The organism is Streptomyces bicolor (assembly GCF_000719285.1).
Taxonomy (GTDB): domain Bacteria; phylum Actinomycetota; class Actinomycetes; order Streptomycetales; family Streptomycetaceae; genus Streptomyces; species Streptomyces bicolor.
The window spans coordinates 40,136-64,620 of record NZ_JOFS01000037.1 but is presented as its reverse complement, the minus strand read 5'-3'; the positions used below and the strand labels follow the sequence as shown (position 1 = coordinate 64,620).

The 24,485-nt window shown below is 70.0% G+C and carries 23 protein-coding genes; 13 read left to right on the top strand and 10 right to left on the bottom strand.

The window, feature by feature from the left end; translation table 11 throughout:
- Window positions 1-293 precede the first annotated feature (293 nt).
- The 4 genes from IF78_RS0136070 (at window position 294) to IF78_RS0136055 (ending at window position 6,376) form a co-directional block, all read left to right on the top strand.
- Window positions 294-1,415 (top strand): peptidoglycan recognition protein family protein, encoded by a 1,122-nt coding sequence (locus tag IF78_RS0136070; protein ID WP_031481493.1) that lies wholly within the window; start codon window positions 294-296, stop codon window positions 1,413-1,415.
- A 221-nt stretch (window positions 1,416-1,636) separates the two neighbouring features.
- Entirely contained in the window at window positions 1,637-3,448 is a 1,812-nt protein-coding gene (locus tag IF78_RS0136065) for an ABC-F family ATP-binding cassette domain-containing protein (RefSeq protein WP_031481491.1), read from the top strand.
- Window positions 3,449-3,770: 322 nt separating this feature from the next.
- Entirely contained in the window at window positions 3,771-5,402 is a 1,632-nt protein-coding gene (locus IF78_RS0136060; protein ID WP_078662715.1) for an outer membrane protein assembly factor BamB family protein, read from the top strand.
- A 266-nt stretch (window positions 5,403-5,668) separates the two neighbouring features.
- Window positions 5,669-6,376, top strand: a complete 708-nt coding sequence (locus IF78_RS0136055) for a helix-turn-helix transcriptional regulator (RefSeq protein WP_031481487.1) — start codon at window positions 5,669-5,671, stop codon at window positions 6,374-6,376.
- A 93-nt stretch (window positions 6,377-6,469) separates the two neighbouring features.
- Here the strand turns inward: IF78_RS0136055 and IF78_RS0136050 are convergent, their stop codons facing one another.
- Window positions 6,470-7,141: a hypothetical protein gene (locus IF78_RS0136050; RefSeq protein ID WP_031481485.1), complete on the bottom strand. Its 672-nt coding sequence runs from the start codon at window positions 7,139-7,141 to the stop codon at window positions 6,470-6,472.
- A 120-nt stretch (window positions 7,142-7,261) separates the two neighbouring features.
- Here IF78_RS0136050 and IF78_RS0136045 point away from each other — a divergent pair, with 120 nt between their 5' ends.
- Window positions 7,262-7,816: a PH domain-containing protein gene (locus IF78_RS0136045; RefSeq protein ID WP_031481483.1), complete on the top strand. Its 555-nt coding sequence runs from the start codon at window positions 7,262-7,264 to the stop codon at window positions 7,814-7,816.
- 60 nt (window positions 7,817-7,876) lie between these two features.
- On the opposite strand, the gene IF78_RS0136040 is transcribed toward IF78_RS0136045, so the two are convergent.
- Both IF78_RS0136040 and IF78_RS0136035 read right to left on the bottom strand, forming a co-directional pair.
- A complete protein-coding gene (locus IF78_RS0136040) occupies window positions 7,877-8,227 on the bottom strand; it encodes a hypothetical protein (RefSeq protein ID WP_031481481.1) in 351 nt (116 codons plus the stop codon).
- A gap of 20 nt (window positions 8,228-8,247) precedes the next feature.
- Window positions 8,248-9,951 carry a sodium:solute symporter family protein gene (locus tag IF78_RS0136035; RefSeq protein WP_031481479.1) on the bottom strand — a complete coding sequence of 568 codons (1,704 nt, stop codon included), beginning with the start codon at window positions 9,949-9,951 and terminating at the stop codon, window positions 8,248-8,250.
- A 159-nt stretch (window positions 9,952-10,110) separates the two neighbouring features.
- On the opposite strand from IF78_RS0136035, the gene galT reads away from it, so the two are divergent.
- Genes galT through galK form a run of 3 tightly spaced genes read left to right on the top strand, consistent with a single transcriptional unit; the run spans window position 10,111 to window position 13,321 of the window.
- Window positions 10,111-11,172, top strand: a complete 1,062-nt coding sequence (galT, locus tag IF78_RS0136030) for a galactose-1-phosphate uridylyltransferase (protein WP_031481477.1) — start codon at window positions 10,111-10,113, stop codon at window positions 11,170-11,172.
- Window positions 11,169-12,131, top strand: coding sequence for a UDP-glucose 4-epimerase GalE (gene galE, locus IF78_RS0136025; RefSeq protein ID WP_031481475.1), 963 nt, complete (start codon window positions 11,169-11,171; stop codon window positions 12,129-12,131). Before galT ends, galE begins: the two co-directional genes overlap by 4 nt.
- A 26-nt stretch (window positions 12,132-12,157) precedes the next feature.
- Window positions 12,158-13,321 (top strand): galactokinase, encoded by a 1,164-nt coding sequence (gene galK, locus IF78_RS0136020; RefSeq protein ID WP_031481473.1) that lies wholly within the window; start codon window positions 12,158-12,160, stop codon window positions 13,319-13,321.
- A gap of 415 nt (window positions 13,322-13,736) precedes the next feature.
- Here the strand turns inward: galK and IF78_RS0136015 are convergent, their stop codons facing one another.
- Entirely contained in the window at window positions 13,737-14,201 is a 465-nt protein-coding gene (locus tag IF78_RS0136015; RefSeq protein WP_031481471.1) for a GNAT family N-acetyltransferase, read from the bottom strand.
- A 272-nt stretch (window positions 14,202-14,473) separates the two neighbouring features.
- Here IF78_RS0136015 and IF78_RS0136010 point away from each other — a divergent pair, with 272 nt between their 5' ends.
- Entirely contained in the window at window positions 14,474-15,247 is a 774-nt protein-coding gene (locus IF78_RS0136010; protein ID WP_031481469.1) for a LuxR C-terminal-related transcriptional regulator, read from the top strand.
- A 140-nt stretch (window positions 15,248-15,387) separates the two neighbouring features.
- Here the strand turns inward: IF78_RS0136010 and tamR are convergent, their stop codons facing one another.
- Window positions 15,388-15,885 (bottom strand): MarR family transcriptional regulator TamR, encoded by a 498-nt coding sequence (gene tamR, locus IF78_RS0136005; protein WP_031481467.1) that lies wholly within the window; start codon window positions 15,883-15,885, stop codon window positions 15,388-15,390.
- A 107-nt stretch (window positions 15,886-15,992) separates the two neighbouring features.
- Between tamR and IF78_RS0136000 the strand changes: the two genes are divergently transcribed.
- The 3 genes from IF78_RS0136000 (at window position 15,993) to IF78_RS46900 (ending at window position 17,418) form a co-directional block, all read left to right on the top strand.
- On the top strand, window positions 15,993-16,802 hold the full coding sequence (locus tag IF78_RS0136000; protein WP_031481465.1) for a trans-aconitate 2-methyltransferase: 810 nt from the start codon (window positions 15,993-15,995) through the stop codon (window positions 16,800-16,802).
- A 6-nt stretch (window positions 16,803-16,808) separates the two neighbouring features.
- On the top strand, window positions 16,809-17,180 hold the full coding sequence (locus IF78_RS0135995; RefSeq protein ID WP_031481463.1) for a VOC family protein: 372 nt from the start codon (window positions 16,809-16,811) through the stop codon (window positions 17,178-17,180).
- A gap of 64 nt (window positions 17,181-17,244) precedes the next feature.
- Window positions 17,245-17,418, top strand: coding sequence for a CsbD family protein (locus IF78_RS46900; RefSeq protein WP_078662712.1), 174 nt, complete (start codon window positions 17,245-17,247; stop codon window positions 17,416-17,418).
- A 92-nt stretch (window positions 17,419-17,510) separates the two neighbouring features.
- Here IF78_RS46900 and IF78_RS0135985 read toward each other — a convergent pair whose 3' ends face one another.
- Both IF78_RS0135985 and IF78_RS0135980 read right to left on the bottom strand, forming a co-directional pair.
- A complete protein-coding gene (locus IF78_RS0135985; protein WP_031481461.1) occupies window positions 17,511-18,188 on the bottom strand; it encodes a TetR/AcrR family transcriptional regulator in 678 nt (225 codons plus the stop codon).
- Window positions 18,185-19,195, bottom strand: a complete 1,011-nt coding sequence (locus tag IF78_RS0135980) for an acyl-CoA desaturase (protein WP_031481460.1) — start codon at window positions 19,193-19,195, stop codon at window positions 18,185-18,187. The genes IF78_RS0135985 and IF78_RS0135980 overlap by 4 nt, the downstream gene beginning before the upstream one ends.
- A 308-nt stretch (window positions 19,196-19,503) precedes the next feature.
- On the opposite strand from IF78_RS0135980, the gene ppc reads away from it, so the two are divergent.
- Window positions 19,504-22,233, top strand: a complete 2,730-nt coding sequence (gene ppc / locus IF78_RS0135975) for a phosphoenolpyruvate carboxylase (protein WP_031481458.1) — start codon at window positions 19,504-19,506, stop codon at window positions 22,231-22,233.
- 113 nt (window positions 22,234-22,346) lie between these two features.
- On the opposite strand, the gene IF78_RS0135970 is transcribed toward ppc, so the two are convergent.
- The 3 genes from IF78_RS0135970 to pth all read right to left on the bottom strand — a co-directional run bounded on the left by IF78_RS0135970 (window position 22,347) and on the right by pth (window position 24,376).
- Window positions 22,347-23,084 (bottom strand): LPXTG cell wall anchor domain-containing protein, encoded by a 738-nt coding sequence (locus IF78_RS0135970; protein ID WP_037642054.1) that lies wholly within the window; start codon window positions 23,082-23,084, stop codon window positions 22,347-22,349.
- A gap of 135 nt (window positions 23,085-23,219) precedes the next feature.
- On the bottom strand, window positions 23,220-23,708 hold the full coding sequence (locus IF78_RS0135965; RefSeq protein ID WP_031481454.1) for a hypothetical protein: 489 nt from the start codon (window positions 23,706-23,708) through the stop codon (window positions 23,220-23,222).
- Between the two features lie 65 nt (window positions 23,709-23,773).
- Window positions 23,774-24,376 carry an aminoacyl-tRNA hydrolase gene (pth, locus tag IF78_RS0135960; protein WP_031481452.1) on the bottom strand — a complete coding sequence of 201 codons (603 nt, stop codon included), beginning with the start codon at window positions 24,374-24,376 and terminating at the stop codon, window positions 23,774-23,776.
- Between the last annotated feature and the right edge of the window lie 109 nt (window positions 24,377-24,485).

Sequence of the window (24,485 nt, the reverse complement as noted above, 5' to 3'; positions counted from 1 at the left end):
ATGCGCCGGCACTCCGAGAGCCTGCGGCAGAGAACAGGCGGTCCAGCGGCGCGGACTGGCCCCGCGTCAGCCGCTGGACGGAGCCGGAGCGTGACGCCGTACTCACAAGTAGGGCTTCTTCGCCCGATCTTCACACGAATGTACTGCGATCGGAGTACGCGTGGGGCTGGTGGGACGGCTAGGGTCCCTTGACGTTTCAAGCGTCAGGCGCCCGCCCCCCCCCAGGACGCCCCGGGCTGCCCTCGCGCGCCCGACGCCTCCCGTCAAGTGCACTTCTGGAAGGGGACACTTCCGTGTCCGAATCCCCCACCCCCACTCCCTCGTCCCATCGCAGAAAGCGCTCACTCTCCCGGCGCGGAGTGATCGCCGCCGGTGGTGCAGTGGCCGCCGGTGCCGCGGTGACGCCGATGGTGTTCGCGACCACCGACTCCGGTGAGACGGACAACTCGGCTGCCGGTTCCGGCGATTCCGGTACGACCCCGGAGAAGTTCCCCGCCACTCGCACCGAGGCCGCCACCGGCACCGGCGAGGCCACCACCGCCTTCGCCGCCTCCTACGTCGGTGTGCGCTGGTCCGGTGCGAAGGAGGGCGCCGCCATCCGGCTCGCGGACGGCGACTGGCAGCCCCTGAAGAGCGGCTGCGCGACCGTCGAGGACGGCGGAGCGGCCCTGGTCGCCGCCCGGAACGCCACCGCGTACGAGGTGAAGGCGTCGAGCACCATCGACGGTGTGCACTCGCTGGCGATCGACACCACCGACGGCCCCGACCGCACCTTCCATGTGCCGAGCGAGCCCACGCGCGTGCGTGGCGTGCGCTACCTCTCGCGGCCGGCCTGGGGCGCCGACGAGTCCAAGCGGTTCAAGCCGGACGGCTCGGTCAACTCGCCGGAGACGTACTACCCGCTCCAGATCATCACGGTCCACCACACCGCGACGCCGAACGACGATCCCGACCCGGCCGCGACGGTCCGCGCGATCTACGAGCTGCACGCGATCACCAACGACTGGGGCGACATCGGCTACCACTTCCTCATCGACGAGGCGGGCAACGTCTACGAGGGCCGCTACTCCGGCGACGACGGCATCCCGGCCTTCAACCCGGACGGCGACCTCGTCACCGGCTTCCACTCCGTCGGCTACAACTCCGGCGCCCTCGGCATCGCCCTGCTCGGCACCCTCCAGGAGCAGGGCCCGACGGAGGCGGCCAAGGCCTCCCTGATCCGGCTGATCAAGGTGATCTCCCGCTTCAAGGGCCTGGACCCGCAGGCGCGGGTGACGTACGTCAACCCGGTCAACGGCACGAAGAAGGACACGAACGTGGTCGGCGGCCACCGCGACTACTTCTCCACCGAGTGCCCCGGCAACGTCATGTACGGCCTTCTCGCCGAGGTCCGCGCGGCGGCGGCCCGCCGCTGACACCGGGCACGAGGGTCCGGCACGGCGATGCGCCCGGGGAGCGAGTGCCCGGGCGCGCGTTCGTTTCGGGGAATCCCTGCGTCCGGTTAAGGGGGTGGGGGAGAGGCGGGGCGAGGAGCGAGGGAGGCGTGGGGCGAGGGCTGTCGGTGCGCGCGACTAGGCTGGGAGGCTGACCCACGCGGACCAGCCGCATGTCGACACAGCCCCCGGGCAGGAGAGCAATGGCCGTCAATCTGGTCAATGTCGAGAACGTCAGCAAGGTGTACGGCACCCGTGCCCTGCTCGACGGTGTCTCACTCGGCGTCTCCGAGGGCGATCGCATCGGCGTCGTCGGCCGCAACGGCGACGGCAAGACGACCCTGATCCGCCTGCTGGCCAAGGCGGAGGAGGCCGACACCGGCCGGGTCACCCACTCCGGCGGCCTGCGGCTCGGGGTGCTCACGCAGCACGACTCGCTCGACCCCGAGGCGACCGTCCGGCACGAGGTCATCCGGGACATGGCCGACCACGAGTGGGCCGGCAACGCCAAGATCCGGGACGTGCTCACCGGCCTGTTCGGCGGGCTGGACCTGCCCGGCTTCCCACAGGGCCTCGACACCGTCATCGCCCCCCTCTCCGGTGGCGAGCGCCGCCGTATCGCACTCGCCAAGCTGCTCATCGAGGAGCAGGACCTGATCGTCCTCGACGAGCCCACCAACCACCTCGACGTCGAGGGCATCGCCTGGCTCGCCCAGCACCTGCGCGAGCGCCGCTCGGCGCTCGTGTGCGTCACGCACGACCGCTGGTTCCTCGACCAGGTCTGCACCCGCATGTGGGACGTCCAGCGCGGAGACGTCTACGAGTACGAGGGCGGCTACTCCGACTACGTCTTCGCCCGCGCCGAGCGCGAGCGCATCGCCGCCACCGAGGAGGTCAAGCGGCAGAACCTCGTCCGCAAGGAGCTGGCCTGGCTGCGCCGCGGCGCCCCCGCGCGCACCTCCAAGCCGCGCTTCCGGGTCGAGGCCGCCAACGAACTCATCAAGGACGTACCGCCGCCCCGGGACAGCAGCGAGCTGATGAAGTTCGCCTCGTCCCGGCTCGGCAAGACGGTCTTCGACCTGGAGGACGTGACCGTCCAGGCCGGTCCCAAGTTGCTGCTCAAGCATGTGAGCTGGCAGCTCGGGCCGGGCGACCGGATCGGCCTCGTCGGGGTCAACGGCGCCGGGAAGACCTCGCTGCTGCGGGCGATGGCCGATGCGGCGCGGACCGAGGGCGAGGCCCAGCCGGCCGGTGGTCGGATCGCCGTCGGAAAGACCGTCAAGCTCGCCTATCTCTCCCAGGAAGTCGCCGAACTCGACCCGAACTGGCGCGTGCTGGAGGCCGTCCAGGCGGTGCGCGAGCGCGTGGACCTCGGCAAGGGGCGCGAGATGACCGCCGGGCAGCTGTGCGAGACGTTCGGCTTCGGCAAGGAGAAGCAGTGGACGCCGGTCGGGGACCTCTCGGGCGGTGAGCGCCGCCGCCTGCAGCTCCTGCGCCTGCTCATGGACGAGCCCAACGTGCTCTTCCTCGACGAGCCCACCAACGACCTCGACATCGAGACCCTCACCCAGCTGGAGGACCTCCTCGACGGCTGGCCCGGCTCGATGATCGTCATCTCCCACGACCGGTTCTTCGTCGAGCGCACCACGGACCGCGTCTTCGCCCTGCTCGGCGACGCCACCCTGCGGATGCTGCCGCGCGGCATCGACGAGTACCTGGAGCGCCGCCACCGCATGGAGGCGGCTGTCGCCGCCGCTGCCGCCCCCGCTCCGGCCGCCGACCGGGCCGTACCGGAGAAGAGCGCCGCCGACCTGCGCGCCGCCAAGAAGGAGCTGCAGAAGATCGAGCGGCAGCTCGACAAGATCTCCGAGAAGGAGACCAAGCTGCACGCCCAGATCGCCGAACACGCCACCGATTTCGGCAAGGTCGCCGAACTCGACGCCGAACTGCGCGACTTGGCCGGTCAGCGGGACGAACTGGAGCTGCGCTGGCTGGAGCTCGCGGAGGACGCGTAGCGCGTCAGGGCACGGGTCGGGACGCCCAGGGAACTCGGGGAGGCGCCCCTCGGGGACACGGGCAGGCGCCCTCGGGGCCATAGGGCGGCCCGCCTCGGGAAACGGTCGGACGCGGCCCGGTGCGTCGTGCGCGGCGAGTGGTAGAAAGGCTTGCTCGACAGCGGGCCGAGAACCGCCGCTGTGGCGGAAACGCGACGGCGGCGCAGGAGTGGCGACACATCAGTTCGCGAGGGGAGAGCCGCGTATGACCCAGCCACCGCAGCAGGGTGGCTACGGTGCGCCCCACACGCCACCGCGGCCTCCCCGGCCCCCCATGCCGCCCATGCCGCCAGGTCACGGCAGCCCCGTCCGGCCCGGCCCGCAGCTCGACCCGTATGCGCAGCTGCAGAATCCGTACGACTGGAACTCCGATCACGGCGTCCCCCAGGCGCCCCCGCCCTTGCATCACCCGCCCTTGCACCGCCCGCCCGTGCACCGCCCGCCCGCCGGGCCGGGTGGCGGCGGGCGGCGGTCCAACGCCTGGTGGGCCGTCGTCGTCGCGGGGGTTGTGGCGGCCGCGCTGATCGTCGGCGGTGGTGTCCTGTACGTCAACTCCGGTGACAAGGGCGCCAAGGACGACACGGCGGGCTCCGCCGGCGGTACCGGCGGCCAGGTCGACGCGGGCGGCGCCACGACGTCCAAGGGCAGCGAGAACGTACCCGCCCGGACCGCCGCCAGGCTCCTCTTCCAGATTCCGTCGCCCAAGGACAAGGACAAGGCCGAGGCCGCCGTCGGCGCCGCCGTGCCCGGCTCATGGCTGACCGGGAAGGCGTACGTCAGGACCGGCGTCGCCGAGATCACCGGCCACGACCCGGACAAGGGCACCAAGCTGTGGACGATCCCGCTGCCCGGCCGGGTGTGCGCGGTCACCGGCCACACCACCAAGGACCACCTGACGGCGATCGTCCACGAGCCCGCGATGCCGACCAGGGCGAAGCCGACGCACGGCTGCACCCAGGTCTCGGCACTCGATCTCGATGCCGGCCGGAAACTGTGGACCGGGTCCGCCCTGCGCGGCGACGCACCGATCCGGTTCGACAACGTCACCGTCAGCGCGAACACGGTCGCCGTCGGCGGCGCGGGCGGCGGCGCCGCGTTCGACATCGCCTCGGGCACGGCGTTGTGGACGCCGAAGGCCAACGACAGCTGCCACGACGCCGGGTACGGCGGCGGCCCGAAGCTGGTGGCGCTGCGCGAGTGCCGGTCGAACGGCCGCCTCCAACTGGACGTCCAGACCATCGACCCGCAGTCCGGGCAGGTGATCTCGGCGTACCGGATGACCGATGGCAACGGGAACGCCGGCATCGAGAGCCCCGGCATCGAGAACGTCGGCATCGTCTCGACCGACCCCCTGGTCGTCGCCACGGACGCCGGCGCCGCGGCGGGAGACGGCGGCGGCACGGACTTCTTCTCCATCGACGGCAGGACCGGCAAGCTGCGCACGCGGATCTCGGCGCCGGGCGAGCAGTACGCGGCCCAGTGCGACGTCATCAGCAGGATCGAGCGGTGCTCACAGGTGGCCGTCGGCAAGGACCGGCTCTATCTGCCGACGAAGGAGCACGACGGCGGCGACGGGACCGGGCCGACCAACGAGATCGTCGCGTTCGACCTGACCACCGGCAGGCGGACCGGGCAGCGGGCGGACGCGGGCGACGGATATGTGATCTCGCCCCTGCGGATGGACGGCGGCAATGTGCTCGCGTACAAGCGGTCGCCGTACGCCGCCAAGGGCGGCCAGGTCGTCACCGTCGACGGTGTCACCCTCGAGCAGACCAGGCTGCTGGAGAATCCGGCCACGGCGGCCGTGCCTGACGTCGAGGCCGACCTGCTTCCGCAGCGCGCCGAATACCTCTACTCCCAGGGGCGTCTGTACATCTCGGCGGCGAACCGGGTGATCGCGTACGGCACCGGCTGACTGACGCGAGGCGTACTGCCCAGCGCCCTCGAATGCACGGAAAGCCAGAAATTCCGGCCGTTCCGGGGCACTTCTCACCGGTAGGGGGAGCGCAATGTCGAACAAGCGTGTAGCTTCCGGGGGCATGAAGGGCGGGGGAGCCGGGAGGGGGCTTCTGTCCGCGCGGACCAGTGGGCATCCATAGTGGGGCATCAGGACTGGCGCGACTGGTGCGGCCGGTCCTGGGTAGTGATGGGGATCCATTGGGGGGACTGGGGGGTTGCTCGATGGGAGTGCGGCTCATGGTGGTCGACGACCACCGATTGCTCGCCGAGGCGCTGGCCTCGGCACTGAAGCTGCGGGGGCACCGGGTGCTCGCCGCGGCCGCGCCCGCCGCGGGGGCGGCGGAGCTGGTGATCACGCGGGCACCGGAGGTGTGCCTGCTGGGGACGGCGACGCCGGCGGAGCCGGGGATGTTCGACCCGGTGGTGAAGATCAAGCGGGAGCGCCCGCAGGTGGCGGTTCTCGTCCTGGGCCCGGTGCCGAGCCCGCGCGGCATAGCCGCGGCGTTCGCTGCGGGAGCCTCCGGCTATGTACGGCACGACGAGCGCATAGAGGGCGTCGAGCGGGCGATCATGAAGGCGCGCGCGGGGGAGGCGGCGGTGGCGCCGCAACTGCTCCAGGGCGCGTTCAGCGAACTCCTCAACCCGGCCGCCCAACCGGACGACGAGGGGCAACGCCTGCTCCAGATGCTCACGCCCCGCGAGGTCGAGGTCCTGGTCCGGGTCGCCGACGGCGAGGACACCCGGCTGATCGCGGCGGGCATGGGCATCGCGCCCTCGACGGCTCGTACCCATGTGCAGCGGGTGCTGATGAAACTGGGGGTCGGTTCGAGGCTGGAGGCGGCGGCACTGGCGGCTCGGACGGGGTTGCTGGATCGGGCGGGGCCGCTGCCGCAGCCGCCACCGGCGACGGGGGCGGGGCCGGAGGCCTGACTCTGCACGGCAGCGGCGCGACGACTCCCGACAGGGACGGCAAAGGGCCGGAGTCCCAACAGACTCCGGCCCCGTCCGGCTGTCGCCCGCCCGCTAATGGGCCTGGCTGGAACCACCGCTGTGGTTGGCCAGTGCTTCGACCAGCGTCCCCCAGCCGGCGATGGGGAAGCAGACCCTCACCCAGGATCCGTCATCGAAGCCGATGTCATGGGTGCCATATTTCGCGCCGTTTCGTTTCCGGATCCACGCCACACGTGTGAGGGGGACACCCCATCCGTATTGGCTCCCTGGTCCCGCCTTGTGTCCGTCCGGAGACTTCTGGACGTGGATGACGTGCAGGCCGCGATCCCCGAGGAGGAGGAGCGACAGGGCATCGCATCCCTCACGGGGTTGCAGCGCACAGGCCAGCTGTCCCGCGGCGCTTGCCCAGTCCCCGGACAGCGCCTGCTCCCTGCCCCGGTTGTCGATGGCGTCCACCGCCGCGTTCACCGGGTTCAGGCGGTCCAGGACCCGCCCGGCCCTGCCTGCTCGCGCCAGCAGGCGATCGGCGGTCGATCCGGCCTCCGGGAACAGATCCGGCCTCAGGCGCTGCGGAGGCGTCGGCACTCCCTCGCCGATCGCCACGACGTGGGAGTCCACAAGCCGTTCCCCGGCGGGAAGAGCAGCCCTGGCCAGCCCGCGGGCCTCGCGGGCGACGGCGTGATGGTCGGGGCCCGAGATCCAGGCCTTGAAGCCCGACCAGGAGACGACATCCGCGAATTTCACCCGAACACTTCTCTCGCTGATTCCCGGTTCGTCCTTTTCTCCGTCAACTGCCCGATCTTAGCAAAGAGATGGTCATGGGCATGGCGGTAGAGTCATCCACGTGAGGGGAGAACCATCGAAATGAAGAGTGATTTCCCGGTACTGCAGAGCGCCCCGCTTCCCGCCGGTTCCCGTGCCGTCGACGATCCACAGACCGGGGCGGTTCTCGTGACGACCTGGCGGCGCGGGTTGGTTCGGCTGGTGGTGTGGACGGTGGTGTGGGCGCTGCTCACCCTGGCCGTGATTGTGATCCGCGATCGGGACCTGGAAACGGTACGGGCTGTTTTCCTGCTCCTGATGTTCGTCAGTCTTCGGCCCTTGGCGCTGGCCTCTCTCTCGATGCAGACCGTACGTGCGATCGACACGGCGCTGGGCCAGCATTCCTGGCAGTACTGCGAATCGGTGCGGAGGGTTCGGGGAACCAGGGTGCGCGGTGGAATTCCCGTGCAGATAAAGGTCGGTGACGGTGAGGACGACTGGTCGCCCGTGATGAAGGCGCGGGCTCCGTTCCGGTGGCGGCGGTGGACCGCGGAGATGGAGAGCGGTGCCTGGTTCGCGGGTGATGTGGAGCGGGGTGGGGTTGTCGCGCTGCCCGGCGGGCGGGCGCTCACACTGGTGACCGTCGCGGCTCGATGAAGGCCAATGGGGCCGAGGTCCCCCGTGGACCTCGGCCCCGTCGCGTTGCCGCCCCGGCCGCTACTCGGTCGGCCGCTCGCCCGGCGCCACCCCCGACTCGACGTCCGGCGGCGGCGGAGCCGTGGGCCTCAGCTTCAGCCACGTCAGGAAGAACAGGCCGAGGAGCAGCATGCCGAGGCCGGTCCAGAGGTTGATGTTGACGCCCTCGGCCTTGTCGATCGCGGCGTCGTCGTCGGTGAGGCCGGTGATCGTGACGATGACGCCGTAGATCACGAACAGGCCCCCGATGATGCGCCGGATGTCGAAGAGGCGGGCGGCCGTCGCGGACTTCCCCTCCAGCTCGGTGACTTCCCGCTGGACGTCCTCCTCGGAGTACCGGTGGCGCTCGGAGTGCTCGGAGTTGTCGGTCATGGTCTGTCAACCTCCGGTCGTCAGAAGGAGAACGGGATGTAGCAGACGGCCGCCAGCACCACCGCACCCCACCCCAGCAGCGCCGGCTTGCGGTACCACGCCTCGTCGCCCGGCGCCGGCGGCTCGGCCATGCCGGGGGAACGGGTGCCGTAGACCAGTCCTTGGAGTTCCTCCGTCGGCTTCGGTGCGGTGAAGAGGGAGACGGCCACCATGACGACCGCGCCGGCCACGAAGCCCGCGATCGCGGAGACGAAGTTCGCGCCCTGGTCGGAGGGGATGGAGATGACGTCCTGCTTGTAGAAGACGAAGTAGTTGATCATCGCTGCCGTAGTGCCGGCCAGCAGGCCCCAGAAGCCCGACTTCATCGACGCCCGCTTCCAGAACATGCCGACGATGAAGACCACGAACATCGGCACGTTGAAGAAGGAGAAGAGGGTCTGGAGGTAGCTCATGATGTTGGAGAAGGACGAGGCCAGGAACGCCGTGCCGATCGACGCCAGCACGCCGATCGCCGTGATCAGGCGGCCGAAGCGGACGTAGTACTCGTCCTCGCGGTCCTTGACCACGTACTTCTGCCAGATGTCCGTCGTGAACACCGTGTTGAAGGACGACACGTTCGCCGCCATGCCCGCCATGAAGGCCGCCAGGAGGCCGGTTACGGCGATGCCCAGCACGCCGTTCGGCAGCAGGCCCTCCATCAGGTACGGGATGGCGTCGTTGTACTGGTAGCCCGACTCCTCCGTGCCGAAGCCGGGGATCAGGGCCGCGGCCGCGAGGCCCGGGATCATCACCAGGAACACGATGAAGATCTTCGGGAACGCCGCGATCAGCGGGGTGCGCTGGGCAGCTGACAGGTTCTTCGCCGACAGGGCGCGCTGGACCTCGGCGAAGTTCGTCGTCCAGTAGCCGAAGGACAGCACGAAGCCGAGGCCGAGCACGATCGTCAGCCAGTTCGCGCCCAGCGGGTTCGCCTCGCCGATGCCCGTGCCGCCCCAGGCCGTGACGAAGTCGTCGCCGTGGGACTTCGTCAGGGTGTCCGTCAGGCCGTCCCAGCCGCCCACCTTCTTCAGGGACAGCACGGTGATGGGGATGAGGGCCGCCAGGATCACGAAGAACTGCAGGACCTCGTTGTAGATCGCGGAGGACAGGCCGCCGAGGGTGATGTACGCCAGGACGAAGAAGCCCGCGACGACGATGGCGACCCACTGCGGCCAGCCCAGCAGCGCCTCGACCACGATCGCCAGGGCGTAGAGGTTCACACCGGCGATCAGGATCGCGGCGAAGGCGAACAGGATCGAGCTGAGCAGGTGTGCCCCTTTGTCGAAGCGCAGGAGCAGGAACTCCGGGACCGAGCGGACCTTGCTGCCGTAGTAGAACGGCATCATCACCAGCCCCAGGAAGACCATGGCCGGGATGGCGCCGACCCAGTACCAGTGGACGGTGTACGCCCCGTACTGCGCGCTGTTCGCCGCCATGCCCAGGATCTCGGTGGCGGCCAGGTTGGCGGAGATGAAGGCGAGGCCCGTGACCCAGGCGGGCAGTGAGCGGCCCGAGAGGAAGAAGTCGAGGCTGGTCTTCACCGAGCGGCGGGCCGCGAAGCCGATGCCCAGCACCACGACGAAGTAGATGCCGAGCAGCGTGTAGTCGAGCCAGTTCGTGGGGAGCCGTAGCTCGGCGGCGAGAGGAATGGGGGATTGTGTGGGGGTTTGCGTGGGGGTGTGCATATGTACTCGCTTCGTTTGGCGAACCGATACAGCGCGGAACCTACGCCCCTGCGTTCAGTAATTGAACACGTCCGGTGATGGTCTTTGTTTGATTGTGACGTTGACTGAGGTGGTGAGTTGTGTTTCTCTGTGTTTAGTTCTGTTGGATGGGAGTTCGGCGTGAAGAAGACCTCGACCCGACTGGCCGATGGTCGTGAGCTCATCTACTACGACCTGCGTGACGACACGGTGCGGGACGCGGTCGACCGCCGTCCCCTGGACCGGACCGTCACGACGTCCGAGGTCCGTCACGACGTGCTGCTCGGGGACTCCGTCGCCATCGCCTCGCACCGGCAGGGGCGGACATACCACCCGCCGGCCGACGAGTGTCCGCTGTGCCCCTCCGAGGGCGACCGCCTGAGCGAGATCCCGGACTCGTCGTACGACGCCGTCGTCTTCGAGAACCGCTTCCCCTCGCTCGCCGGCGACTCCGGGCGCTGCGAGGTCGTCTGCTTCACCTCCGACCACGACGCCTCCTTCGCCGACCTCACCGAGGAGCAGGCCCGCCTCGTCCTGGACGCCTGGACCGACCGGACCTCCGAGCTGTCCTCACTGCCCTGCGTCGAGCAGGTGTTCTGCTTCGAGAACCGGGGCGCCGAGATCGGTGTCACCCTCGGCCACCCGCACGGGCAGATCTACGCCTACCCCTTCACCACCCCGCGCACCGCCCTGATGCTGCGCTCCCTCGCCGCCCACAAGGACGCCACCGGCGGGGAGAACCTCTTCGACGCCGTCCTGGAACGTGAACTCGCCGACCAGCGGATCGTCCTGGAGAGTGAACACTGGGTCGCCTTCGTGCCGTACGCCGCGCACTGGCCGTACGAGGTCCACCTGTACCCGAAGCGCCGGGTGCCCGATCTGCTCGCCCTCGACGAGGAGGCGCGCTCAGAGTTCCCCAAGGTCTATCTGGAACTCTTGAGGCGCTTCGACCGGATCTTCGGGGAAGGGGAGCCTCCGACGCCGTACATCGCCGCCTGGCACCAGGCGCCGTTCGGGCAGCTGGAGGACTTCGAGGGTGTCATGCGTGAGGACTTCGCGCTTCACCTCGAGCTTTTCACCATCCGCCGCACTTCCGGCAAGCTGAAGTTCCTCGCGGGTTCCGAATCCGGCATGAGCGTGTTCATCAACGATGTGCCGCCGGAGCGCGCGGCCGAGCGACTGCGAGAGGTAGCGAGTACATGAGTGGGAAGTTTCTGGTCACCGGTGGCGCGGGCTACGTCGGCAGCGTGGTCGCGCAGCACCTGATCGAGGCGGGCGAGGAGGTCGTCGTACTCGACAACCTCTCCACCGGCTTCCGTGAGGGTGTGCCGTCCGGGGCGTCCTTCATCGAGGGCGACATCCGCGACGCCGCCAAGTGGCTGGACTCCTCCTTCGACGCGGTGCTGCACTTCGCCGCGTTCTCGCAGGTCGGCGAGTCGGTCGTGAAGCCCGAGAAGTACTGGGACAACAACGTCGGCGGCACCATGGCGCTGCTCGGCGCCATGCGCGAGGCGGGCGTGCGCAAGCTCGTGTTCTCCTCCACGGCCGCCACCTACGGCGAGCCGGCCGAGGTCCCGATCGTCGAGTCGGCGCCGACGCAGCCCACGAACCCTTACGGCGCCTCGAAGCTGGCCGTCGACCACATGATCACCGGCGAGGCGGCGGCCCACGGGCTGGGCGCGGTCTCCCTGCGGTACTTCAACGTCGCCGGCGCCTACGGCGAGTACGGGGAGCGCCACGACCCCGAGTCGCACCTCATCCCGCTCGTCCTCCAGGTCGCCCAGGGCAGGCGCGACGCGATCTCCGTCTTCGGCGACGACTACCCGACGCCGGACGGCACCTGCGTGCGCGACTACATCCACGTCGCCGACCTGGCCGAGGCCCACCTGCTGGCGGTCAAGGCCGCCCAGCCGGGCGAGCACCTCATCTGCAACCTCGGCAACGGCAACGGCTTCTCCGTCCGCCAGGTCATCGAGACCGTCCGCCAGGTCACCGGGCACCCGATCCCCGAGGTCGTGGCCCCGCGCCGGGGCGGCGACCCGGCGGTCCTGGTCGCCTCGGCCGACACCGCCCGCGAGCGGCTCGGCTGGAACCCGTCCCGCGCGGACCTCGCGGGGATCGTCGCGGACGCGTGGGAGTTCGCGCAGCGGCGCGACAAGTAGAACGTAGGAAAGGTCAGGGTCAGGGGATGAGCGTCGACACGGCAGCCGCGGTCGCCGAGCGGTTCAGGGAGCTGTACGGGGCCGAGCCGGAGGGAGTGTGGGCCGCGCCGGGCCGGGTCAACCTGATCGGCGAGCACACCGACTACAACGACGGCTTCGTCATGCCGTTCGCGCTGCCGCACACCGCGGTCGCGGCGGTCTCACGGCGCGCGGACGGCCTGCTGCGCCTGCACTCGGCGGACGTCGAGGGCGGGGTTGTGGAGCTGCGCGTTGACGACCTCGTCCCCGAGTCCGACAAGGCCTGGACGGCGTACCCGTCCGGCGTCGTCTGGGCCCTGCGCCAGGCCGGCCACCCGGTGACCGGCGCCGACATCCACCTCGCCTCGACGGTCCCGGCGGGCGCGGGCCTGTCGTCGTCGGCGGCGCTGGAGGTCGTCGTCGCGCTCGCCCTGAACGACCTGTACGACCTCGGGCAGAAGGGCTGGCAGCTGGCCCGCCTGTGCCAGCGCGCCGAGAACGTGTACGTCGGCGCCCCGGTCGGGATCATGGACCAGACGGCGTCCGCGTGCTGCGAGGCCGGCCACGCCCTGTTCCTGGACACCCGGGACCTCTCCCAGAAGCAGATCCCCTTCGACCTCGCGGCGGAAGGCATGCGCCTGCTGGTCGTCGACACCCAGGTCAAGCACTCCCACAGCGAGGGCGAGTACGGCAAGCGGCGCGCGGGCTGTGAGAAGGGCGCGGCGCTGCTGGGCGTGGACGCGCTCAGGGACATCGTCTACGACGACCTGGACGCGGCGCTGGAGCGGATCGGCGACGACGAGGAGGTGCGCCGCCTGGTGCGCCACGTCGTCACCGAGGACCAGCGCGTCGAGCGGGTCGTCTCCCTGCTGGAGTCGGGCGACACCCGCGCCATCGGCCCGGTCCTGACCGAGGGCCACGCCTCGCTGAGGGACGACTTCCGCATCTCCTGCCCCGAGCTGGACCTGGTCGTGGACACGGCCCTGGCGGGCGGCGCGCTGGGCGCCCGCATGACGGGCGGCGGCTTCGGCGGCTCGGCGATCGTGCTGGCGGAGGCGGCCGACGTCGAGACCATCACCAAGGCGGTCGAAGAGGCCTTCGCCTCGGCCGGCTTCGCGGCACCGCGCGTGTTCGAGGCGGTGCCCGCGGCGGGCGCGCGGCGACTGAGCTGAGCTGACCCCGAGGGACACGGGGCTGAGGGCGACGCTGTACGCGCCCGGAGCGGATCTTGTCGTTCCAGTCGCCGAAGCCGCCGCCCAGCACGGCGCCCTCCAGGCTGCTGCCGTAGTCGAGCATGCCGGGCTCGCGGTCGCGTCGAACCGGGACGGTTCAGAACTCTGTACCGCCACCCGCGAAGCGGACGGGCGACACGAGAGCGATGCGGATCGGACCGGGGTCGGGCGGCGGTGCGTCCTAAACGTAGGTGACGGTGAGGTCAGGCCGCGCGTCTGTGCCTTCGAGGCGTGTTGTGTAGACCTCCATGTCTCCGACAGCGCTGCGGGCTCGCCGACCGAGCGTCGGGTTCTTCTCCAGTTCGGCGCCTCGGGCCGCGCGCTGTCCGGATCGGGTGATCTCGCGCAGTGCCCCTCAGTCGGAATGGACCAAATGTTTGGTCAGTGTGTACTCCGTGATCCCCGGCGGATAGTCCGGGATCACACACACCACGTCATACCCCTGCTTCTTGTAGAACTCCGGCGCCTGGAAGTCCCACGTCTCCAGGCGTACGGCCGTACAGCCCCGTTCGAAGCGGGCGACGCGCTCCGCGTGGGCGAGCAATTGCGAACCGATACCGCCGCCGCGATGGCGTTCGTCGACCCAGAGGTAGGTGACATGGAGCCAGGTGGTCCAGGTGTGCCCGACGAGACCGCCGGCCACGGCGCCGTGCTCGTCCAACGCCCATACCTGGAGCGGAAGTTCTCGTTCACCTGGGGTTCCGCGCAGGGCGCGCAGAATCGGGGAGGCCGCGGTGTTGGTGTCCCGCAGCCGACGGCGGAGCAGATCCTGGCGTGATTTGTCGACTTCTGTCTCCAGACGAAACATGCGGCTCACCATAAACGCGTCGGCCAACCAGTTCTGCAAATTACCTTCCGCTCCTGCCACCCGCCCGTACTCTGATGAGCAGCACCGGTGGGGGGCGGTGCTGATCAGGGGGCGAGACAGGTCGGGTACGACACCCGAAGTGGGGGTAGCAGTTCCTGCACGGCGGCGGCCGTGCGGCCATCCGCGCTTCGGGCGTCGTGCCCGCGACGGTGTTCGTCTCCCGGTGTCGTCCTCATGACGATGGGGTATCCCCTGCTCTTCGAGAGCTTGGGGAAGGGGGTTTCGTGGTTCGCATCCGAGTGCTGGTCGTCGACGACCATCGCATCTTCGCCGAGTCGCTCGCAGCCGCCCTGGCCGCAGAGCCCGACGTCGACGTCTCCGCCGCGGGCAGCGGTCCGGCCGCGCTGCGCAGTCTGGAGCGCGCGGCCGCCGAGGGGCGCCGGTTCGACGTGCTGCTCGTCGATGCCGACCTGGGCGGCAACGTGCCGGGCGTCCGGCCGGCCGTGCCCGTTCAGGAGGTGGGCGAGGACGGGCTGGTGGACGGCATCTCGCTGGTCGCCGGGGTCCGCTCCGCGCAGCCCGCCGTACGGATCGTCGTCCTCGCCGAGAAGGACGATCCACGCCGGGCCGCGCTCGCCCTGCAGGCCGGGGCGTCCGGCTGGGTGGCCAAGGACTGCTCGCTGTCCCGACTGCTCACCGTCATCCGTGGCGTCCTGCGGGACGAGACCCATCTGCCGCCGGCCCTGCTCACGGGCGTCCTGCGGGAGCTGACGGCGGCCCGCAAGCACCGCACGGAGAGCGAGCGGCTGGTCGAGTCGCTGACTCCGAGGGAGCGGGAAGTTCTGCGCTGCATGGTCGCCGGCCTTGGCAGGAAGGCGGTCGCCGAACGCCTGTACCTCTCCCCGCACACGGTCCGCACCCATATGCAGAACGTCCTCGGCAAGCTGGGCGTGCACTCCACCCTGGCCGCCGTCGCCCTGGCACGCAGGGCCGGAGTCGGCCCGGTCGACTTGAGGCCCGCCGGCCGAATCCTGCCGGAGGAAAGCAGCAGCGCGTGATGGATGCCGGTGAGCAGCAACGCCGCTGAGGGGCGCGGGGCTGTGTCGATTTGCGGCTACCGCCGCGTGGGCGCGACCAGCCACGATGAAGCCGCGGACAACCGACGGCATAGCGCGGCGCCTCCCGTAGAGCGCTCAGCTCACCCGGGGATGTTGTCGAACGGCGCCGTCAGCTGCCGCAGCAGCCCGGCCAGCTCCCCCCGCTGCGCACGCGTCAGCTCCGCGAGGATCGCGCGCTCCTGGTCCAGCAGGCCGGCGAGCGCCTGGTCCGCGCGGTCGCGGCCCTCGTCGGTGAGGCGCACCAGCACTCCACGCCGGTCGCTGGGGTCGGGGAGACGCTCCACGAGGCCCTTCTTGGCCAGGCGGTCGATGCGGTTCGTCATCGTGCCCGAGGTGACCAGGGTCTGCGTCAGCAACTGCCCCGGGGAGAGCTGGTACGGCGTTCCGGCGCGCCTGAGCGCGGTCAGCACGTCGAACTCCCAGGGCTCCAGGCTGTGCTCGGAGAAGGCCAGCCGGCGTGCGCGGTCCAGATGCCGGGCGAGTCTGCTCACCCGGCTGAGCACCTCGAGCGGTTCCACGTCGAGGTCCGGGCGCTCCCGGCGCCACGCTGCGACCAGCCGATCGACCTCGTCCTCCATGACGATCAGTGTAGTGGTTGTGTCGACGTGAAGTCTCTTGACGTCAAGATATCTGCGGGGGCAGGCTGGAGAGCGACCGCCGGGAGGAACCGACAGGAGGCCCCGCCATGTCCGCTGCCGCCGCCCCCACCTGGGACCCCGCCCAGTACCTGCGCCACGCCGGCCACCGCGCCCGCCCCTTCACCGACCTCCTCGCCCACGTCCCCGACCTGCCCCAGGCCCCGCCACGCATCGCCGACCTCGGCTGCGGCCCCGGCAACGTCACCGCCCTCCTCGCCCGCCGCTGGCCCACCGCCCACATCACCGGCTACGACAACTCCGCCGAGATGCTGGACAAGGCCCACGTCGAGCACGAGGGCCCGACCCCGGGCGGCGGCCGCCTCGATTTCGCCCACGCCGACGTACGCACATGGACGCCCGGGGAGCCGTACGACCTCATCGTCAGCAATGCCACCCTGCAGTGGGTGCCGGGGCACGTGGAGCGGTTCCGGGAGTGGGTGAAGGGCCTCAGGCCCGGCGGCACCTTCGCCTTCCAGGTCCCCGGCAATTTCGACGCCCCCAGCCACCGCCTGATGCGCGACCTCGCAGACCGGCACGGCCTCACCGGCGCCCTGCGCCACGACGACGCCGTCCACACCCCCGCCGGCTACCTGGAGGCGCTCACCGGCCTCGGCTGCGCCGCCGACGTCTGGGAGACGACGTACATCCACCTGCTGACCGGCGAGGACCCGGTCCTGGACTGGGTGAAGGGCACGGGGCTGCGGCCCGTCCTCACTGCCCTCGCGGACGACCCGGAGGCCCGGGAGGCCTTCCTCACCGAGTACCGCACCGCACTGCGCGAGGCCTACCCGCCCACCGCCCACGGCACGCCCTTCCCCTTCCGCCGCATCTTCGCCGTCGCCCGCAAGGAGGGCTGAGGAGCCGTGATCACCGCCGTCGACCACGTCCAGCTGGCCGCGCCACCCGGCTCGGAGGACGAGCTGCGCGCGTACTACGTCACCGTCCTCGGCATGACCGAGATCCCCAAGCCGCCCGTCCTGGCCGCGGGCGGCGGCTGCTGGTTCCAGGCGGGACCCGTACAGCTGCACCTGGGGATCGAGAGAGAAGGCTTCCGGCCCGCGAGGAAGGCGCACCCCGGGCTGCGGGTCGCGGGGATCGAGCGGTACGCGGCCCGGCTGGAGGCCCATGGAGCGCGGGTGGAGTGGGACGAGAACCTCCCGGGGCACAGGCGGTTCTACTCGTCCGACCCCGTGGGCAACCGCCTGGAGTTCCTGGAGCCGGTCACCGCCGTTTGAACGGTGCGGCGCAGGGTCACCCGCTGAAGCACAGCGACGTCGATCCTTGCGAGGAGTGAGGAACGTGGCGAAGGAAGAGAAGGCCAGGGCCAAGAAGGAAGAGGCCAAGGGCAAGGCCAAGGAAGCGATGGGCCGCATGGTCGGCAACGAGGAGTTGACCGCCGAGGGCAAGGCCGAAAAGAGGAAAGGCAGCGCGCGTCAGGCGAAGGAGAAGGGCAAGGACACCTTCAAGGGCTGACCGACGCTGACAGGCAATGCCAGGTCGCTGTCATGCCTGCCGGGTGCCGTCAGGCATGACAGCGAATGACGCCCAGGGCGCCGCGGCGGGCGTCAGCTCTTCCGGCGCCCTATCAAGTGCGGCTTCGCCTCGAGGCCGTCCAGCCCGTGCCATGCCAGATTCACCAGATGGGCCGCCACCTCCGCCTTCTTCGGGCGGCGCACGTCCAGCCACCACTGGCCGGTCAGCGCCACCATGCCGACCAGGGCCTGGGCGTACAGCGGGGCCAGTTTCGGGTCGAAGCCGCGGCTCTTGAACTCGCGGCCCAGGATGTCCTCCACCTGGGTCGCGATGTCCGAGATCAGCGAGGCGAAGGAGCCCGTCGACTGGGGGATCGGCGAGTCACGGACCAGGATGCGGAAACCGTCCGTGTACTCCTCGATGTAGTCCAGGAGGGCGAAGGCGGCCTGTTCGCACAGCTCACGCGGGTGGCCGGCCGTCAGCGAGCTGGTCACCATGTCCAGCAGCCGCCGCATCTCACGGTCCACCACGACCGCGTACAGCCCCTCCTTGCCACCGAAGTGCTCGTACACCACCGGCTTCGAGACGCCCGCCTTCGCCGCGATCTCCTCCACCGACGTGCCCTCGAAGCCCTTCGCGGCGAAGAGGGTGCGACCGATCTCCAGCAGCTGCTGGCGGCGCTCCGCACCGGTCATCCGGGTACGGCGCGCCCGCCGCTGCTTCTCATTGCCAGGGGTGCTGCTGGAGTCGGTCGCCACGGCGTCAATCATGCCGCCTTTACGGGTTCCTTCCGGCGCCGAGAGCCACCTTCCCCGGTGTTCCGGCGCGAATCGATACGCGAGCGTGACGGCCAGCGCACGTCGTAGGCCCAGCCGAGCATCTCGAACCAGCGGATGAACCGCGCCGAGGAATCGATCTGCCCGCGCTCCACACCGTGCCGCGCGGACGTCGGGTCGGCGTGGTGCAGGTTGTGCCAGGACTCGCCGCACGACAGGACCGCCAGCCACCACACGTTGCCCGAACGGTCACGCGACTTGAACGGCCGCTTGCCCACCGCGTGGCAGATCGAGTTGATCGACCACGTCACGTGGTGCAACAGGGCCACCCGCACCAGCGAGCCCCAGAAGAAGCCAGTGAACGCACCCCACCACGACATCGTCACCAGACCGCCGATCAGCGCCGGCAGGGCCAGCGACAGCACCGTCCACCAGATGAACTGACGGGAGATCCCGCGGATCACCCGGTCCTTGATCAGATCCGGCGCGTACTTGTCCTGCGGCGTCCGCTCCTCGTCGAACATCCAGCCGATGTGCGCCCACCACAGGCCCTTCATCAGTGCCGGCACGGTCTCCCCGTAACGCCACGGCGAGTGCGGGTCACCCTCCGCGTCGGAGAACTTGTGGTGCTTGCGGTGGTCGGCGACCCAGCGGACCAGCGGGCCCTCCACCGCCATCGAGCCCGCGACGGCGAGCGCGATGCGCAGCGGACGCTTCGCCTTGAAGGAACCGTGGGTGAAGTAGCGGTGGTAGCCGATCGTGACGCCGTGGCAGGCGAAGAAGTAGAAGAAGACCAGCAGACCGAGGTCCAGCCAGCTCACGCCCCAGCCCCACGCCAGCGGCACCGCGGCGGCGAGTGCCAGGAACGGGACGACGATGAAGAGAAGGAGCGCGAACTGCTCGAGCGACCCCTTCTTCTCGCCGCCCAGCGTGGCTGAGGGAAGTGGGGTGTCGTCGTTCGCCTTCGGGGCGTCTTCGATCACATCGGAGCTCGTGGTCATGGGCGTCCCCTGTGGGGTTTCGAGGGTTGTGGCAGGTGCCGGGGTCGCTGCAACTGTTCCCAGGTTCCGTTACATCGGTCCCTACGGTTCCGTAACCTACGGCATCGTAAGTATGGCAGTGCGTCGCCCGGCGGCAAGAGCCCGAGAGACTGCGCGTCCGCAGGGACACCTATCCTTGGAGTCGGTCGGACAGCGCGGTCCGCTCTGATTTCTTCCCGGATCTCAGGAGCCGTATGCGGCATCCCGCCGCGCGACACCTGCGCCGGGTTCCCTCCAGACGAGCTTCAACACTGCAAGGAGCCGCACCTGTGAGCAGTGCCGACGACCAGACCACGACCAGCAGTGAGCTGCGCGCCGACATCCGCCGACTGGGTGACCTGCTCGGCGAGACCCTGGTCCGCCAGGAGGGCCCCGAGCTCCTCGACCTCGTCGAGAAGGTCCGCCGCCTCACCCGCGAGGACGGCGACGCCGCCGCCGAGCTGCTGCGTGGCACGGAGCTGGACACCGCGGCCAAGCTGGTCCGCGCCTTCTCCACCTACTTCCACCTGGCCAACGTCACCGAACAGGTCCACCGCGGCCGCGAGCTGCGCGCCAAGCGCGCCGCCGAGGGCGGCCTCCTCGCCCGGACGGCCGACCGCCTCAAGGACGCCGACCCCGAGCACCTGCGCCAGACGATCCAGCACCTCAACGTTCGCCCCGTGTTCACGGCACACCCCACCGAGGCCGCGCGCCGTTCGGTCCTCAACAAGCTCCGGCGCATCGCCGCGCTCCTGGAGACCCCCGTCCTCGACGGCGACCGCCGCCGCCACGACACCCGACTGGCCGAGAACATCGACCTCGTATGGCAGACCGACGAACTCCGCGTCGTCCGTCCCGAGCCCGCCGACGAGGCCCGCAACGCCATCTACTACCTCGACGAACTCCACGCCGGCGCCGTCGGCGACGTCCTGGAAGACCTCACCGCCGAACTGGAACGCGTCGGCCACCAGCTCCCCGACGCCACCCGCCCCCTCACCTTCGGCACCTGGATCGGCGGCGACCGCGACGGCAACCCCAACGTCACCCCCCAGGTGACCTGGGACGTCCTCATCCTCCAGCACGAACACGGCATCAACGACGCCCTGGACATGATCGACGAGCTGCGCGGCTTCCTGTCCAACTCCATCCGCTACACCGGCGCCACCGAGGAACTCCTGGAGTCCCTCAAGGCCGACCTCGAAGCCCTCCCCGAGATCAGCCCCCGCTACAAGCGCCTCAACGCCGAGGAGCCCTACCGGCTCAAGGCCACCTGCATCCGGCAGAAGCTGGAGAACACCAAGACGCGCCTCGCCAAGGGCATCCCGCACGAGACGGGCCGGGACTACCTCGGCACCAGCGAGCTGCTGCAGGACCTCACCCTGATCCAGACCTCGCTGCGCGAGCACAAGGGCGGCCTCTTCGCCGACGGCCGCATGAACCGCACCATCCGCACCCTGTCCGCGTTCGGCCTCCAGCTCGCCACCATGGACGTCCGCGAACACGCCGACGCCCACCACCACGCCCTCGGCCAGCTCTTCGACCGCCTCGGCGAGGAGTCCTGGCGCTACGTCGACATGCCCCGCGACTACCGCGCCAAGCTCCTCGCCAAGGAACTCCGCTCCCGCAGGCCCCTCGCCCCCACCCCGGCCCCCGTGGACGCCGCCGGCGAGAAGACCCTCGGCGTGTTCCAGACCGTCAAGCGGGCCCTGGAGGTCTTCGGACCCGAGGTCATCGAGTCGTACATCATCTCCATGTGCCAGGGCGCCGACGACGTGTTCGCCGCGACCGTCCTCGCCCGCGAGGCCGGCCTGATCGACCTGCACGCCGGCTGGGCCAAGATCGGCATCGTCCCGCTCCTGGAGACCACCGACGAGCTCAAGGCCGCCGACACGATCCTGGAGGACATGCTCTCCGACCCGTCGTACCGCAGGCTCGTGGCCCTGCGCGGCGACGTCCAGGAGGTCATGCTCGGCTACTCCGACTCCTCCAAGTTCGGCGGCATCACCACCAGCCAGTGGGAGATCCACCGCGCCCAGCGCCGCCTGCGCGACGTCGCCCACCGCTACGGCGTCCGCCTGCGGCTCTTCCACGGCCGCGGCGGCACCGTCGGCCGCGGCGGCGGCCCCTCCCACGACGCGATCCTCGCCCAGCCCTGGGGCACCCTCGAAGGCGAGATCAAGGTCACCGAACAGGGCGAGGTCATCTCCGACAAGTACCTCGTGCCGTCCCTGGCCCGCGAGAACCTGGAACTGACCGTCGCCGCCACCCTCCAGGCCTCCGCCCTGCACACGGCCCCGCGCCAGTCCACCGAGGCACTGGCCCGCTGGGACGCCGCGATGGACGTCGTCTCGGACGCCGCGCACGCTGCCTACCGCAAGCTCGTCGAGGACCCCGACCTGCCGACGTACTTCCTCGCCTCCACGCCGGTCGACCAGCTCGCCGACCTGCACCTGGGCTCGCGGCCCTCCCGCCGCCCGGGATCAGGCGTCTCCCTCGACGGGCTGCGCGCCATCCCCTGGGTCTTCGGCTGGACCCAGTCCCGGCAGATCGTGCCCGGCTGGTTCGGCGTCGGCTCCGGCCTCAAGGCCCTGCGCGAAGCCGGCCTGGACACCGTGCTCGACGAGATGCACGAACAGTGGCACTTCTTCCGCAACTTCATCTCCAACGTCGAGATGACGCTCGCCAAGACCGACCTGCGGATCGCCGCCCACTACGTCGACACCCTCGTGCCGGACGAGCTCAAGCACGTCTTCGACACCATCCGCGCCGAACACGCACTCACCGTCGCCGAGGTCCTGAAGGTCACCGGCGAGACGGAACTCCTCGACGCGGCACCGGTCCTGAAGCAGACCTTCGCCATCCGCGACGCCTACCTGGACCCCATCTCCTACCTCCAGGTCGCCCTGCTCAAGCGCCAGCGCGACGCGGCAGCGGCAGGCGCCGAAGCCGACCCGCTGCTCGCCCGCGCCCTGCTCCTCACCGTGAACGGCGTGGCGGCCGGCCTGCGTAACACCGGCTGAGCGCCCCGCACACGGCGGTGCCCCCGAGTGACGTACTCGGGGGCACCGTTCGTTCCGTACGCCGCAGTCCTACGGCTCAGTCCTGCGCCGCAGACCTACGGCGGAGTCCTACGTCAGCCCTGGCCGGCCGCCTTGCGACGGCGGAACACCAGGTAGCCGCCCGCCGCCACCAGCGCGGCCGCGACACCCGAGAGCAGTCCGACCGGGGCACCGTTGCCCGTCTCGGCCAGATCACCCTCGGAAGAGCCGCCACCCGGCGCCGACGGGGACGAGGAGACGGCCGGAGCGGCGCTGTCGCTGCTGCTCTCGGAGGGCGAGACCTCCGCGGACGGCGTGGCGGACGCCTCCTCGGACGGCTCCTCGGACGGCTCCGAGGACGTGCCGTTGGTCGGGTCCGGGGTGTCGGTCGGCTCCGTGCCGTCCTCCGCCGGGCACGTGTGCGACAGGTTGAACAGCTCCAGATCACCGCCGCGCACCTCGGCCACCGCGGACGTCAGCTCCGCACCCGGCTGCGAGGCCACGTAGGCGTGCTTGTCGGACGGCGGACCGAAGTCCGTCACCACCTGCTGCCCGCCCGGCTCGAACGTCACGGTCAGCTTCACGAAATCCGTGGAGTTCCCCGGCAGCACGAAGTGCCAGCCATCCTGCCCCTCCGGAATACCGGGGCACTCGTCCCGCCCCTGCTGCGGGGCGCCACCGTCGTCGGTGGTCGCGGTACGCGGCAGATCCTGCCGCAACTGCACGGTGTACGTGTCGTCACCGGAACCGGTGGCGTGGGCGGCGGCCGGAACGCAGAAAACCGCGGCCGCGGCGACGGCGGACAGGGCGCCGACGCGGGTGAGGGTACGCATGAGGCAGTAGTCCATCTTCGAGAAGGAACGGGAAGATGTGGAGGGGGCGGCTCAGCATCCTGCCGCGACTGACCCCAGGTCAATCACGAACAGGCAACACACAGATCCCCCACAGACAGGGGAACGACGAAAACGTCAGATTGTCACGAAAGCCGCCGTGAGCAGGGCAATCCCCGACCCCGCCAGCACCCACGCCACCCGAGTCCGCCGCAACCCACCCGCCACGACCACCGACGCCAGCAACAGCGCCCCACCCAGCGGAACCCAGGCGTACAGCACACCGGCAGGACCGGACCGCACGACCTCGTCGCTGCCCGGCTTGATCACGACCGTGTACGTCTGCCCCCTGCGCACGGCCACGTTCTTCTCGATGACGACCGACTCACGCGGCTGCGACCCCGCCGACATCGGCGTGTACGGCCCACCGCAGGTGTCCGCACCACACCGCGTCACCTTGATCGTGCCGCTCTCCCGCCCCTTCGTGAGCATCACATGATGAGCCGTGCCCCACGACGCCCACACACCCGCGATCAGAATCAGCACCGCGACCGTACCCATCGCCGCGAGCCGCCCGAACCGCAGCGCGGCCACGGCACCCTGACTGGAGACAACGGCAGAAGGCATGGCCGCGATCCTTGGCCATGCCCCTACGCCCGGTCAACCTCGGCCCGTTGAAGTGGGCGGACAAGTCACGAGTTGTACGTGCTTTGCGCCCGCTCCAACCCCTCGATCACCAGACACTCCACCGCGTCCGCCGCCCGATCCACGAAGTAGTCCAGCTCCTTGCGCTCCGCGGAGGCGAAATCCTTCAACACGAAGTCGGCCACCGGCATACGACCCGGGGGCCGCCCGATCCCGAACCGCACCCGGTGATAGTCCGAACCCATCGCCTTCGTCATCGACTTCAGCCCGTTGTGCCCGTTGTCACCGCCACCCAGCTTCAACCGCAACGTGCCGTAGTCGATGTCCAACTCGTCATGAACAGCGACGATGTTCCCCAACGGCACCTTGTAGAAGTCACGCAGGGCGTTCACCGGCCCCCCGGAGAGATTCATGAACGACATCGGCTTCACCAGGATCACCCGCCGGTTCAACGGCCCCGGCGGACCGATACGCCCCTCCACCACCTGCGCCTGAGCCTTACCGGCCCGCTTGAACTTCCCCCCGATCCGCTCGGCCAGCAGATCCGCCACCATGAACCCGACGTTGTGCCGGTTCATCGCGTACTCGGGCCCGGGGTTGCCGAGGCCGGCGATCAGCCAGGGGGCACTCGGGTCGGTCATCACGTCCATGTCTCCTTGCTGTGCTTACCCGGGAGTGATACGCGCCAGCCGCTGCCCCGTACGGGAACAGCGGCTGACGAACCGATGACAGAGCCGAGAATCACGCCTCTGCCGGACC